The sequence below is a fragment of the Acetobacter pasteurianus subsp. pasteurianus LMG 1262 = NBRC 106471 genome (genome assembly GCF_000285275.1).
In the GTDB taxonomy this organism is placed as follows: Bacteria; Pseudomonadota; Alphaproteobacteria; order Acetobacterales; family Acetobacteraceae; genus Acetobacter; species Acetobacter pasteurianus.
The window spans coordinates 35,657-47,849 of record NZ_CADO01000006.1 but is presented as its reverse complement, the minus strand read 5'-3'; the positions used below and the strand labels follow the sequence as shown (position 1 = coordinate 47,849).

Sequence of the window (12,193 nt, the reverse complement as noted above, 5' to 3'; positions counted from 1 at the left end):
ATGCTTCAGTTGAAGAAGTTTTGAAGTTTAAAAATTTTGTTTCTATATCTCCTTATTTTTAAAGGGGGTTGAGAAGGAGTTAAAATGAGTGAGACAAGAACCCGCCGAAAACCTGCTGCGGGTAAAACGGTTTCTAAGCGCAAGGTTGCTGCTGTAGCCCCCAAAAAGCGTGCATCTCGCGCAAAAGTTGTCGAAGTAGAAGAGCTTTTTGATTTTGAAGCAGAGCCAGAGACCCCTAAGCCGCGTCGGGCTTATGTGCGTAAGGCAGCTCCTCGTAAACCGGCTGAAGAAAAAACCGTAGCACCTAAAACAACAGCACGTAAAAAAACAGTAGCCGCCAAGGCCGAGACCAAAGCTGCTCCCAAGGTAACGCGGCGTGCTAAAGCTAAAGCAGAAGATGTTGTAGAAAAGCCAGTGCGCGCAACCAAAGCAACACGTGCAGCCAAAGCCCCGGTTGTTGCAACAGCACGTAAAACTGCAAAACCAGCCAAAGTTGAAGCAGCAAAACCGGTACGTGCCACACGTGCAACAAAGGCAACCACTGCCAGCAAGGTTGCAAAGCCAGCAGCACCGGCAACCCGTAAGCGGACTGTGCGTGCCGTAGAACCAGCGGCTAAAAAGAAACTTTCAGCTGTGGAAAAGCTGCGTATTGTGCAGGAAGAGCGCCGCCGTAAGCGGTATGAACGTTTGGCAGCCGCTGCAGAAGCTGAAAAAACTGCTGCAAAGGCACCAGCAGCACGGAAAACAAAGGCTAAAACAACCCGCCGCACCCGCGCATCCTAAATATAACGGTATTTTATCTGGTTTAGATATTTATCAGTAAAATAATGCTGTTTTAAAACGAGCCCATTCCGGTAACACGGGATGGGCTTTTTTAATTAAATATCTTAGTTGCTATTGTGTTTTTCGGGATTTCTTGAATTTTCTGACAGATAAATTCTGTTAGCAGAGTATTCTTGATTTGTATGTAAAGAGATTCAGGTTGCCCATGCAGATAGTGTGCGAAAATAGAGCTGTCTTTTTAGGTCATCGTGCAATTAAAGTTGCCGCTTAACAGATAGCAGTTACTTGCAAATTCTGCCGTATGATCGGGGTCAGGCTCAAGTGCATCTTCTACCATTGCACGGCGTAACCGTAGGATAACGGCTTTTTCGGAAGCATTGCCCTGAATGTATTCTGATATTTTTGCTAGCCAGGCACTAATGCCATTCTGCTCTGTCAGCATAAGGGGATGATGTTTATTGAGGGGAAGCCCTTTTTGTAACAACGCAGAAGCCACGGGGGCATCGGTAATATGATACAAAAAATTGCCTTCCTTCCCAGTATGTGTGGCCGCCAAGGAAGGTATGCGTGTCAAACGGATTTCCTCTGGCAAAAAGTGTGTCCGTAACGGAGGAAGAAGCGGAAGCGAGAATAAGTCCGTTTGTATGTCTTCTGCACAGGTTGGGCGCTTCTGTGAGGCATGATGTTGTTTTAAATGGGGTGTGCATCGTCTTTTTTGCGCTAGGGGAAGTGACAATCCGGGAAGCGCATTTTGTAAAGAAGAAAGATGACGATTACCCATCATACACCTTGGTGCGGAAGCTCTTTTGTGGGGTGTTTGGATGCACAATCTGCACATAGCCCTTCTACCTCAACCGAAGTGCTCTGAATTACAAAATTCTCATTTTTGCAAATGTGTTTCAGGGTTTCCAGAACGGTTGTATCGGCTATTTCCGTTACGGTTTTGCAGTCACGGCAGATCAGAAACTGTGCAGTATGTAGGCATGCTTCTGAATGTTCATGCGTATGGGAGCAGTGGCGCAGATTGGTGCAGGGAATAAAAGCGGACAGACGTTCAATACGGTGGATCAGGCCATGTTCAAGCAGAAAATCCAGTGCCCGATATACTGTAGGGGGAGCAGGGCGCCGTTCTGCTGTTTTAAGTTCTTCCAGCAGATCATATGCTCCAACCGGACGTGCATGCATAAGAATAAGCCCAAGCACGTCACGGCGTTGGGCCGTCATTCGTGCGCCTTGTTGGGTGCATAGTGCAGTCGCCTTATCCAGCTGGTGCTCAATATGCGCGGGAAAGGTATGGGTCGGTGTTGCTGTGGAAGAAGACGTAGGGTAGGGCATGTTCATCATCCGTTCTCTGTATTTCTTAGCGTAACTGATCTGAGAGGTGAAGGCCAAATTTGCGCGTGTGAGATGGTGACGTGCAGCTGAGAAAATGTAATAGTATTACATTGCATTCAGGCATGGCAGGATAATGGGTATGGAATTGAGAAAAACAAAAGGCACTTCACGCCGGATGTTGTTTGGTATGGTGGCTGTGCTTGGTGTTGCAACCATGGACACGGGTTCTGCGGCTGCGCGCCCTTTGTCTGTTGTGGCGGCAGAAAACACATGGGGGGATCTGGCTGCGCAGATTGCTGAGCCAGACATGCACGTTACATCCATACTTGTATCACCAGCGGTGGATCCGCATTTATATGCTCCTACACCGGATGATGCGCGTCGTGTCGCAGATGCCACGTTGGTTGTGGGCAATGGTGCGGGATACGATGCATGGATGGACCATTTGGTGCAGGCTTCTGCTTTGCCACAGGCGCGGTATGTGCGTGCAGATACATGGTCAGGCTGGCACGAAGGCGGGAATGCCCATTTATGGTATGACCTCAACGCGGTAGCAGATTTTGCGCAAAGGTTTGAAAAAGCGTGTGAACAGGCAGATCCGGCACATGCATCAGCATATGCTGCACGGGGTCAGAAGTTGCAGGCTGATATTGCTAGAGTGCAGGCGCAGGCCGCAGCATTGCGCCCACATGTGCAAGGTATGGCTGTGGCAGCAACAGAACCATTGTTTACGCCTTTGGCCAACTATCTTGGTTTGGACATGAAGGAAAATGCTTTCCAGATTGCTATCATGAATGATGTTGAGCCACCACCTGTTGCGGTTGCCACGTTTGAACAGGATCTTAAGCAAAAAAAGTTGCGGCTACTTGCCTATAATGTGCAGGTAGAAGAACCAGCCAGCAAACACCTGCTTGATCTGGCACATAACGCAGGTATACCCATTCTGCCATTGGCGGAAATTATGCCGCAGAATACACATTGGCAGATATGGATCGGCTCAACTCTTACGCAAGTGGCGCACCTACTAGGTGTAGCGCAATAATGCCATCTTCTGCTGTGCAAGTGGCTGGCGTAACTCTGTTGCGCCAGAAAAAAGCAGTTCTGGATAATATCAGTTTTACAGTTCCCGCAGGCAGTTTTGTGGCTGTTCTGGGTGGAAACGGGGCTGGAAAAACAACCCTGTTTAGAACTCTTTTGGGGCTGGAAAAGCCCTCGGCTGGCCAGATATGGATAGAAGGCCAGCCAGTGCAAAAGGGCCGCATGCCCATAGGGTATATGCCGCAGGTACGCGCTATGGTGGCCGCACAAATTAGCGGTTGGAGCACCGTTGCCGCAGCACAGCAGGGCTGGAAATGGGGCCTGCCATTTTACGGCAAACAGGCTAGAGCGGATATTGATGCAGCTTTGGCCGCAGTAGATGCGCAGGCGCTGGCGCAGCGGCCGGTCGGCTCCCTTTCAGGGGGAGAAAGGCAGCGGCTGATGCTGGCGCAGGCATTGTTGGATAACCCGCATATTTTGCTGCTTGATGAGCCTTTGGTCAGCCTGGATCCCGCCCGTATGCGTGAAACAGCAGAGCGCATTCATACCTTGGCACGCGATAGGAATATGACGGTGCTGATGTCTACCCATGATATCAATCCGCTTATGGGGTTGATGGACCATGTTCTTTACATGGCACATGGCAAGGCGGTGCTGGGGCGCGTGGAAGATGTGATGACAACCCAAACGCTCAGCGCACTTTACGGGGCACCGGTTGAGGTGATTAAGGCGGGAAACAGATTGTTTGTTGTGGCAGAAGGCGGTGGGGCATCACTCCAGTCCTGTATGTGCATGGGACATGGTGCTTGATGCTTGAGTATGAATTTATGCGCACTGCCTTTCTGGCAGCGTTTTTAGCGGCTTTGGTGTGTGGGCCCGTGGGTTGGTTTCTTGTTCTGCGTGGTCAGAGCTTTGCGAGCCATGCGCTTTCACATGTGGGATTTGCAGGAGCCGCTGCAGCTCTTCTTTTGGGGCAGCCCGCTTTGCTTGGGCTTGGGCTTGGCGCTGTTGGCGGTGGTGTTGCCATAGGGCTGGCGGGAGACAGGCTTGTAGGCCGGGATGTAACAATCGGGTTGGTACTTTCTGTTGCCATGGGTTTTGGGGCATTGTGCCTGCATTTTTTAACCCACTCTGCCAGTTCGGCTACCGCGCTGCTTTTTGGGGATATTCTGGGTATTGGGTCTTCTATGCTGGGTTGGCTGGGTGCTCTTTCTGTAACCTGTTTGATGGCATTGGCGTTTGTGGCCAGACCGCTTCTTTTTGCATCATTGCAGCCAGAGCAGGCAGAGGCACGGGGCGTGAATATGCGTCTACTTGATATTCTTTTTCTCATGATTGTTGCTGTAGCCACAGCGCAATGCGCCCAGATTACGGGTGTCTTGCTGGTGTTTACGCTTATGATCGCGCCTGCGGCAGCAAGTTTGCGGATGGGCTTTTCGCCCTTGTTGGGAATGGGCGTTGCAACATTACTTGCGTTGCTGGAGGCTTGGCTGGGTTTGGTGTTGGCGTGGTACACCAATTGCCCTACAGCATTTTGGATTGCTGCCTTGGGGGGCAGTGTGTTTATAGCCGCGAGCCTGTTTTGCCGTGTGCGAGGAAGTTAAAAAATTGCGGTTCAGTCCTTTACTGAGGCAAGGACCAATCCAACCAAGACCATAAAGCTACGGCTATTAAAAGCGCAACGTGTATGATGATAAGCCCTCTCATCGTAAGAAAAGGGACGTAATCATCATCCCCTTTTACCGGGTAATCATCATGATGGTTCTGCGACATGATTCAGCGCCTTGGTGTTATGGTTAAAGCCCTTAGGGCTTTAACGGGGGTGTATGGGGCAGAGCGTGGTACATTCTGTTGAAATAAACAAGCCCATGTGCCGTTGCATGCGTGCGTAACGCCTGCACAATACCAAACATCACGCTGTGCGTGCCCACTTCTACAATCTGGCTGATCTTGCAGTCAAACGAGGCCACAGCCTCTTCCAGCACAGGTGCGCCAGTTGCCAAGGTTGTCCAGTGCCCGGTGGCAAACCGTTCCTGCATGGAGTTGGGGCTGGCAAAATGGTTAGAAAGATGCTGCTGGCTAGATGCCAGTACGTTTACGCATAATGCGCTACCTTCATGAAAAGCTTGTCGTGCACGGCTTCCACGGTTCAGGCAGACCAGCAGCGTAGGCGGGGTATCTGTTACGGAACACACAGCGGATGCGGTAAAACCAACGGGGTTTTCCAGCGTTCCTGTTGTAACAATGTTCACAGCTGCGCCAAGTCGGGCCATGGCATCGCGGTAGGCGCTGGTCTCCGGAGCCAACATCTGCTCTCCTTTAATCAATCAAAAATGGTCTGTGCGTGTTTGTGCATGAAATAAAGAGGAAAGCAATGACAGAGCAAACTCTTTCCACCGTATCTGGCGTAAGAATGCAGCAAGAAGGGCATTTGGGGCGTATTATTTTAGACCGTCCCAAACGGTTGAATGCTGTGGATATTAGTATGGCCAGTGGCATAAAGGCCGCTTTACAGACATGGCGGAATGATCCGTCTATTCACACTATTCTTCTGGAAAGCAGCAGCACTCGTGCCTTTTGCGCCGGGGGAGATCTACGCGCCATTCATGATTGCCTAAAAGCTCAAGGGGCATTGGCAGCATATGAACTTATGAAGCGCGTATATGATGTTATGCTGCTGTTGGCAGATTACAAAAAACCCATTGTTTCCTTTTTAGATGGCGTAGCTATGGGCGGCGGTATCGGCTTGGGTGGTCATGTACGATATCGAGTAGTTACGGAAACATCTGTGCTGGCTATGCCTGAAACTGCTATTGGTCTGGCCCCGGACGCTGGGGGAAGCTGGCTGTTAGCCCGCGCTCCTGGTTTTTCTGGCTTACGGCGTGCCGTTACTGGTGGGCGCATGAACGGGGCAGAGGCTGTGGCCATGGGGTTTGCAGATGTTTTGGTTCCATCGGCTTCTCTTGCAGATTTAAGAGAGACGTTGAGTATTGAAAGTGCAGAACATGTATTTGCACGCCTCCATTCCCAGCCCGAAAGCCTGGACGTGCAAAATCTGGATTCCTGTTACGATGCGCCAGATATCTTGCAGGTTATTGAAAAGCTGAAAGCGGAAGGATCAGAAGATGCGCAAGAGGATCTTGAAGCGTTATCACGTGCCTGTCCGTTTTCTGTGCAGGTAGCATGGTCTGGATGGCACCGGGCGCGTGCAGCTTCCTCCTTACATGAGGCTTTTACACTTGAGGAAAACATGGTGCGCCATATGGTAGCCCGGCCCGATTTTGCAGAAGGTATTCGAGCCCGTTTGATTGATAAAGATAATAGTCCTGCGTGGGTGCCTCCTGCTTTGGCGGAAGTGAATGAGCAGGAAGTTCAAAATTGTTTTGATAAGTAATTAAACATGTCGCCCCGGAGCATTTTGTGCTGCGGGGCATGATGTGCGTTGGGTAGTTAAGCGGCTGCGGTTCGGAAAGATACGGAGGTTGGAGCAGGTTTGCCAATTGGCAGCACTGCATATCCATAGGCTTCTTCCAGAATTTCAGCTGCAGCCAGATAGATGGCGGAAGAACCGCAGAACAACCCTTCATAGCCAGCGAACTGGGTAACAACCGGCATAGCCAGCATATCACCTGTAGCAAGCAGGCCGAAAAGAATAGTCAGGCTCAGGAAGATAACCTGATGTGCCCGCGTAGCACGTAGTGTGGCAATAAACATAATAAATGTGAACAATCCCCACGCAAGCAGGTAGCTTCCTACAAGGTTGGGGCTGCTAGCATCTACAATACCAGTATGCGGCAATCCAATAAGTGCCACGAATGAAAGCCAGAAAGCACCGTAAGCGGTAAAAGCTGTCATGCCAAAGGTGTTGCCATTACCATATTCCAGCATTCCTGCCAGAATTTGGGCTACACCTCCAAATGTTAGCCCCATGGCCAGAATGGCAGACCCCATAGGCACCAGGTCTGCATTATGTAAATTGAGAAGAACGGTTGTGAGCCCAAACCCCATTAAGCCTAACGGGGCTGGGTTGGCTCTGCGGTATGTCACCGGAGGCGATGTTTCGGAGTATGCCATGCCAGATACTTCTTTTTATGAGTGATGACTTAAACACTAAGCATCTGGATGGGGAGAAGTTCTCTATAAATAGAAAAATTCTGATAAAATTAAATTCATCATCGTGGCTTTTATTTTAGGAAACTTTCTTCTTTATTTTATCCTGCAGAACCCGCACTGACCAACGTAGAAACCGGCGCAGTTGCACCTACCTCATCTACAGAGCGATGGATGGGGCCGTATTTATCATAAAACCCTGGAATAGCCCGGATAATGCCCGCGGCTTGCATCAGGCAGGAGATGGTTCTGCCCCGCATAAGGTTGGCCCCTTCCTGATCTGTGGTGGTGGCATGAATAACTGCTGCAGCCTGTTCCAAAGCCTCCGCAGTAGATAACGGTGCATGACGCAACATAGAGAAGGCTTTTAAGGCACTTTCAAGAGCAGTGCGGGCCTGCGCATTGAGTTGAACGTGTTCTGCATTCCAGCGTAAGCGTAAGATAAGCCGTCCCAGAGAAAGTGTTGCAAAAGCTGCATCGGTATATCCCTGCCGGTCTATGCCGGAAGGAATAAAGGAAAGGCGCATCATCAACCGTGTGATCTTTTGAAGCTGGAGGCCTTCCCACGCAATCCATTGCACTGGCTTGCGGCTATGGGAAAGAGCCAGTTGTTGCAAACTGCGCGTAAGGGAAGAAACCAGCCGTGCAGCATCTAACCGATGATCTGGTGGTAAAATAACCCGGAAAACCAGTACTAACAGCACGCAGGCCGCCACCATAGTCAGCCAATTATTGGTGAGTGCCAGGTCATTATAAATAATGGGGTTGTTGATAGAGAGCAGCATGGTGAAAAACACCGCATACCCAAATGCGCCAATGCTGTAGCGTGGGTGAAACTGCAGCCATACACCGGGTAGCAGAAACAGGCAGAGAGTCAGCCATAAAAGCGGGTAGCCATCTATGCGGGGCAAGAAAAGGGAATGGCATAAAAACCCCATAGGCACTGCCAACATAGTGCCTGTTGCCATCATGGGGCTAGCTTTGCCGGCGGAGGGAGCTGTTGAAAGCAGGCTTGAAGCTGCCACCACATACAGGATCAGCATAGGGCCTGCGCTCCAATGGAACACATACCATAACATGCCAGCCAGAAGCGCAATAAACATGCCACGCACGCCATTGCGCAAGGCAACGGGCCATTCCAGATACTGGCGCGTGTAGGAGGATTCACGATCGCGGCGCAGGCTTGTCAGATCGTATAGGGCCAGATCTATTTGTACCAGAATATCACGCGTATTATCCAGCGTTGCCAGCAAGCTGGGTGCCGGGTTGTTGCGTGAAAGTTGCTCCAGGTTTTTCAGGCAGTCATGCAGGCAGGCAGATACTGGTGTGGGGTTTTCTAACCAGCCAGGTTGCTCTGTAAGATGCAGAATTTGCTCTAAGGCTTCGGCAACATATTGATGCACAGGGCGTGATTGTGCATCCACTAAAGAGAGATTTAACCAATAAGGATGATAACTGACAATTAGCCCGGTTAAACGATTAAGTGTCAGACGCAGGTTAGAAATACGGGCCTGCATATCGGGGTCATCTGCGGCGGCAAATTCTATGGCAGGAGTTAAGCCTGCCATGCCAGCCAGAAGGCGGCTGCGGCTATCATAAAGGGGCTGTGGCAAACTACGGAATGCTGTGCCCGTGGTTGTGGTATCTGTTATTTCGGAAGGGTTGTTTTCTTCTGCGGCATGTTCTTCCGGTGCAGAAGAAAGGCCTTCCTGCGCATGAAAGTTTTTTGCGTGGAGAATGGTATCACGAAAAGCATTCCCCAGTTTTTCCAAAACGGCGCTGGGCTTGCGTGGGCTTGTTACCATAAACACACAGGCCGTTACTACCACGCCTGTTACCACGGCAGACAGGCGCCCCATTGCAGACAGGAAAATATTGTCTGGGTCTGCAAAAGCGGGTGCAGCAATAATAACAATTGTATAACCGGTCAGCACAGCAGCATAGGCACGAAAGAAGCGCAGAAACGTGGCAACCATGCAGGCTATGCCTACAAAAACAGAAAGAGCCGCAAAATACAGAACGGGAGACTGCACAAATACAGCCATAATGCCAATGCTGATAACGGCCCCAATAACTGTGCCAATAACACGCCAGACACTTTTGGAAACCATGGCCCCTACAGTTGGGTTTGCCACAATAAGAACAGTTGTGGCTGCACTGAGGGGAGAGTGGAGCTGGAACATAAACGCCAGAAAAACGGCGATACCAATACATAAGAACACGCGGGCAGAATAGCCTGCGGTGGCCTTAAAGGTATTCCATTGGGCTTCATCAGAAAAAAAGCCCGGTAAGCAGCGAGACAGCACAGCGCTAAAGGAAAAGAGCGTATGACTGCTTTGCTCAGATCTAGCGCTCATGATGTGTTTCCAGCATGCAGGAAAGATCATGAATTAAGCTACGCACCTGATCTTCATTAAGGTTCTGGCGAACGTTCTGTTCAAGTTGTGCTGCAATGGTATGGAACAGCGCACATCTTTCCTGCCCAGCAGAAGTGAGCACAAGTTTTTTGGCACGTCGGTCCCGCGTATCCTGCAGGCGTGTGATCAGCTTTTGTTTTTCTAATAAATCAAGAATACGCACCAGTGCAGAGCAATCCACATTCATGGCGGCGGCAAGGTCACTTTGTGTGGCCCCGTCGGGCATCATCATCAAATAAGCCATGGGGCGCATGCTGGCCAATGTCATGCCATGCGGGCGTAAGGCCCGGTCCAGTTGCGTGCGCCAGACTGTGGCTAACCGCATGATGCGGAAAGTAAGTGCCATGTCTGAAAAACGCGTTTCATCCAGCGTGGGCAGAACGCGTGGGGAGATCATGGAATCCTCATTAGTTAGCGAAAGAATATTTGACATATAAAGTATATTCATACGAATATAACATAGCTGTTTTGCGCGTCAATAATGGAAATAGGGCTGCAAAGCACAGGAACATTAGTGTGAAGCCTCAATCCTGTTTCAGATCAGCAGGCTTTAAAGTTGCAGGACTAAAACTGCGGGTTGAAAGCAAAGGCAGCTTATGCGCATTGTGCGCGGGCTAATGGTGTCCTTTACGGGATGAAAAGGGAAGAACGGTGCAAGGCCGTCGCTGCCCCCGCAACTGTAAGTTACCCATGGTGTTCCGTATGGGCTTTAGGGCCCAATATGCCACTGGCCTTCGTGCAGGCTGGGAAGGTAGGGAGCGCTGATTTATGTTCTGGCCTGTAAGGTGGAGCATATACGGGTACAAGCCAGGAAACCTGCCATTGGTGCCTGTATGCGTAAGCGCGCAGGTAGGCCTTATTTATTAAGTTCTGGCGTTGCTGCTGGCGGGGTGCCCGGCAGGCATAGATGTGCCGTTAAGGTATATTTCCTCTGCTATCTCTGAGGTAGGGGCGCCGGGTTACTGCACCCCTTCAAGTAGCTGTTCTTTTAGAATGGCAGTTCTTTCAGGGATACAGCATGGCCGAAGCATCCGATTCTTCTCAAAAATCACCTCAGAATCGTCCTGTTTTGCATGTGTGCGTTACGTGTCGGCGTGGTGGACCTGCTATGGATCAGCCGCCGGGTGCTCAGTTGTATGCACGCTTGCAGGCTTTGGTGCAGGAAGCAGAAGTTAATGGGCAGGAAGCTCCGGTTCTGTTGCGTCAGGTTCAGTGTCTGGCCGCCTGTGATCGCGGATGCACGGCAGCCATTGCCATGCCAGAGCGTTGGACATGGTTATTAGGGCATCTGGGTGCCGAAAAAGCAGAAGATCTTCTGGCGTATGCCCAGCTCTATGCAAAGTCCGCGCGGGGAACAGTTATGCCTTCGCGCCGTCCGGCATCTCTTTCCAATATGGTGCTGGGGCGTGTTCCCGCACAACTTTATGATGAACAGGAGCCTTCATGACAATCGCATCTCGCGTGCCTGTAACCATTATCACTGGTTTTTTAGGGGCAGGTAAAACAACCCTTTTGCGCAATCTTCTTCAACGTGCAGCAGGGCACCGCATTGCCGTAGTGGTGAACGAATTTGGTTCTCTCGGCATTGATGGAGAAATCCTGCGCGGGTGTGGCGTGGAAGGCTGCAAGGAAGATGATATTGTCGAACTGACCAATGGCTGCCTGTGCTGCACGGTAGCAGATGATTTTCTGCCAACTATGGAAGCCCTGTTAGATCGGGCCGACCCGCCTGAGCATGTGGTTATTGAAACATCCGGTTTGGCGTTACCCAAGCCATTGCTCAAGGCTTTTGGCTGGCCAACGGTGCGTAACCGCATGACTGTGGATGGCGTGATAACCGTAGTGGATGCACCTGCAGTATCCACTGGCCGTTTTGCAGATGACCCGGAAGCTATTGCCCAGCAACGTGCGGCAGATCCTTCTCTGGATCATGACAATCCATTGGCGGAGGTTTTTGAAGATCAGATCAACGCCGCAGATCTTGTGGTGTTGAACAAGACAGATCTGCTGGATGCAGATGCACTCGCACGCGTTGAAGATGAAATCCGCCGTACAGCACCGCGGCCTGTGCAGATTGTACGTGCCACGGAAGGCAAGGTGGACCCCGCCATATTGCTTGGTATTGGCGCTGCGGCAGAAGCAGACCTGGCTGCTCGTCCTTCTCATCATGATGCAGAAGATGGCGAACACGAACATGATGACTTCGAAAGCTTTGTGGTGCGTGTGCCCGAGCAGCAGAGTGTGGAACAGTTTTTAACGCTCTTGCAGGATACAGCACGCCGTTATGATGTGCTGCGCATGAAAGGTTTTGCCGCAGTGGCAGGTAAGGCCATGCGTTTGGCTGTGCAGGGTGTAGGAACGCGTTTTCGGCACGAATTTGACCGTCCTCTTTCTGCCAACGATGGGCGGGAAGGCCGCATTGTCGTGATCGGGCAAAAAGGACTGGAGGCTTCGGCCATAGCCAAGGCTCTTGGCGGCACATTGGTAACGGCCTGATTAGGGGCGGAGTA

14 protein-coding genes and 1 riboswitch are annotated in these 12,193 nt (G+C 50.9%); of the genes, 7 read left to right on the top strand and 7 right to left on the bottom strand.

Translation table 11 applies throughout. The features are described 5' to 3' along the window. The first annotated feature begins 84 nt into the window (after positions 1-84). Positions 85-783: a hypothetical protein gene (locus tag APA10_RS02315; RefSeq protein ID WP_003629269.1), complete on the top strand. Its 699-nt coding sequence runs from the start codon at positions 85-87 to the stop codon at positions 781-783. A 238-nt stretch (positions 784-1,021) separates the two neighbouring features. Here APA10_RS02315 and APA10_RS15315 read toward each other — a convergent pair whose 3' ends face one another. Further along, positions 1,022-1,357, bottom strand: coding sequence for a hypothetical protein (locus APA10_RS15315; RefSeq protein ID WP_231862502.1), 336 nt, complete (start codon positions 1,355-1,357; stop codon positions 1,022-1,024). 206 nt (positions 1,358-1,563) lie between these two features. Then, positions 1,564-2,127: a Fur family transcriptional regulator gene (locus tag APA10_RS02305; protein WP_003629268.1), complete on the bottom strand. Its 564-nt coding sequence runs from the start codon at positions 2,125-2,127 to the stop codon at positions 1,564-1,566. Positions 2,128-2,251: 124 nt separating this feature from the next. Between APA10_RS02305 and APA10_RS02300 the strand changes: the two genes are divergently transcribed. From APA10_RS02300 to APA10_RS02290, 3 genes are read left to right on the top strand one after another with little or no spacing between them, the layout of a single operon-like run. Further along, positions 2,252-3,160 (top strand): metal ABC transporter solute-binding protein, Zn/Mn family, encoded by a 909-nt coding sequence (locus APA10_RS02300; RefSeq protein WP_035365773.1) that lies wholly within the window; start codon positions 2,252-2,254, stop codon positions 3,158-3,160. Next, a complete protein-coding gene (locus APA10_RS02295) occupies positions 3,160-3,966 on the top strand; it encodes a metal ABC transporter ATP-binding protein (RefSeq protein ID WP_003629265.1) in 807 nt (268 codons plus the stop codon). Before APA10_RS02300 ends, APA10_RS02295 begins: the two co-directional genes overlap by 1 nt. Continuing rightward, positions 3,966-4,760, top strand: a complete 795-nt coding sequence (locus APA10_RS02290; RefSeq protein ID WP_035365772.1) for a metal ABC transporter permease — start codon at positions 3,966-3,968, stop codon at positions 4,758-4,760. The genes APA10_RS02295 and APA10_RS02290 overlap by 1 nt, the downstream gene beginning before the upstream one ends. Positions 4,761-4,779: 19 nt before the next feature. Here the strand turns inward: APA10_RS02290 and APA10_RS15085 are convergent, their stop codons facing one another. Both APA10_RS15085 and APA10_RS02285 read right to left on the bottom strand, forming a co-directional pair. Next, the gene (locus APA10_RS15085; RefSeq protein ID WP_170164630.1) at positions 4,780-4,929 is read right to left on the bottom strand and encodes a hypothetical protein; all 150 of its coding nucleotides are present in this window, start codon (positions 4,927-4,929) and stop codon (positions 4,780-4,782) included. A gap of 32 nt (positions 4,930-4,961) precedes the next feature. Further along, positions 4,962-5,465, bottom strand: coding sequence for a flavin reductase (locus APA10_RS02285; RefSeq protein ID WP_003629263.1), 504 nt, complete (start codon positions 5,463-5,465; stop codon positions 4,962-4,964). Positions 5,466-5,530: 65 nt separating this feature from the next. Between APA10_RS02285 and APA10_RS02280 the strand changes: the two genes are divergently transcribed. After that, positions 5,531-6,550 carry an enoyl-CoA hydratase/isomerase family protein gene (locus APA10_RS02280; RefSeq protein ID WP_003629262.1) on the top strand — a complete coding sequence of 340 codons (1,020 nt, stop codon included), beginning with the start codon at positions 5,531-5,533 and terminating at the stop codon, positions 6,548-6,550. 56 nt (positions 6,551-6,606) lie between these two features. Here the strand turns inward: APA10_RS02280 and APA10_RS02275 are convergent, their stop codons facing one another. From APA10_RS02275 to APA10_RS02265, 3 genes are all read right to left on the bottom strand, one after another. Beyond that, positions 6,607-7,230: an acetate uptake transporter gene (locus tag APA10_RS02275; protein ID WP_035365771.1), complete on the bottom strand. Its 624-nt coding sequence runs from the start codon at positions 7,228-7,230 to the stop codon at positions 6,607-6,609. Positions 7,231-7,367: 137 nt separating this feature from the next. Next, positions 7,368-9,623: an FUSC family protein gene (locus APA10_RS02270; RefSeq protein WP_050923463.1), complete on the bottom strand. Its 2,256-nt coding sequence runs from the start codon at positions 9,621-9,623 to the stop codon at positions 7,368-7,370. After that, positions 9,613-10,131 (bottom strand): MarR family winged helix-turn-helix transcriptional regulator, encoded by a 519-nt coding sequence (locus APA10_RS02265; RefSeq protein WP_035365770.1) that lies wholly within the window; start codon positions 10,129-10,131, stop codon positions 9,613-9,615. The genes APA10_RS02270 and APA10_RS02265 overlap by 11 nt, the downstream gene beginning before the upstream one ends. 153 nt (positions 10,132-10,284) lie before the next feature. Beyond that, positions 10,285-10,521, top strand: a riboswitch (cobalamin riboswitch). A 180-nt stretch (positions 10,522-10,701) separates the two neighbouring features. On the opposite strand from APA10_RS02265, the gene APA10_RS02260 reads away from it, so the two are divergent. Beyond that, positions 10,702-11,130 carry a DUF1636 family protein gene (locus tag APA10_RS02260; RefSeq protein ID WP_003623631.1) on the top strand — a complete coding sequence of 143 codons (429 nt, stop codon included), beginning with the start codon at positions 10,702-10,704 and terminating at the stop codon, positions 11,128-11,130. Then, the gene (gene cobW, locus APA10_RS02255) at positions 11,127-12,179 is read left to right on the top strand and encodes a cobalamin biosynthesis protein CobW (protein ID WP_003629256.1); all 1,053 of its coding nucleotides are present in this window, start codon (positions 11,127-11,129) and stop codon (positions 12,177-12,179) included. The genes APA10_RS02260 and cobW overlap by 4 nt, the downstream gene beginning before the upstream one ends. Positions 12,180-12,193: the final 14 nt, after the last annotated feature.

Coding starts and splice junctions, on each gene's coding strand:
- APA10_RS02315 (WP_003629269.1), top strand. CDS start 85: ATGAGTGAGACAAGAACCCGCCGAAAACCTGCTGCGGGTAAAACGGTT.
- APA10_RS02305 (WP_003629268.1), bottom strand. CDS start 2,127: ATGATGAACATGCCCTACCCTACGTCTTCTTCCACAGCAACACCGACC.
- APA10_RS02300 (WP_035365773.1), top strand. CDS start 2,252: ATGGGTATGGAATTGAGAAAAACAAAAGGCACTTCACGCCGGATGTTG.
- APA10_RS02295 (WP_003629265.1), top strand. CDS start 3,160: ATGCCATCTTCTGCTGTGCAAGTGGCTGGCGTAACTCTGTTGCGCCAG.
- APA10_RS02290 (WP_035365772.1), top strand. CDS start 3,966: ATGCTTGAGTATGAATTTATGCGCACTGCCTTTCTGGCAGCGTTTTTA.
- APA10_RS15085 (WP_170164630.1), bottom strand. CDS start 4,929: ATGTCGCAGAACCATCATGATGATTACCCGGTAAAAGGGGATGATGAT.
- APA10_RS02285 (WP_003629263.1), bottom strand. CDS start 5,465: ATGTTGGCTCCGGAGACCAGCGCCTACCGCGATGCCATGGCCCGACTT.
- APA10_RS02280 (WP_003629262.1), top strand. CDS start 5,531: ATGACAGAGCAAACTCTTTCCACCGTATCTGGCGTAAGAATGCAGCAA.
- APA10_RS02275 (WP_035365771.1), bottom strand. CDS start 7,230: ATGGCATACTCCGAAACATCGCCTCCGGTGACATACCGCAGAGCCAAC.
- APA10_RS02270 (WP_050923463.1), bottom strand. CDS start 9,623: ATGAGCGCTAGATCTGAGCAAAGCAGTCATACGCTCTTTTCCTTTAGC.
- APA10_RS02265 (WP_035365770.1), bottom strand. CDS start 10,131: ATGAATATACTTTATATGTCAAATATTCTTTCGCTAACTAATGAGGAT.
- APA10_RS02260 (WP_003623631.1), top strand. CDS start 10,702: ATGGCCGAAGCATCCGATTCTTCTCAAAAATCACCTCAGAATCGTCCT.
- cobW (WP_003629256.1), top strand. CDS start 11,127: ATGACAATCGCATCTCGCGTGCCTGTAACCATTATCACTGGTTTTTTA.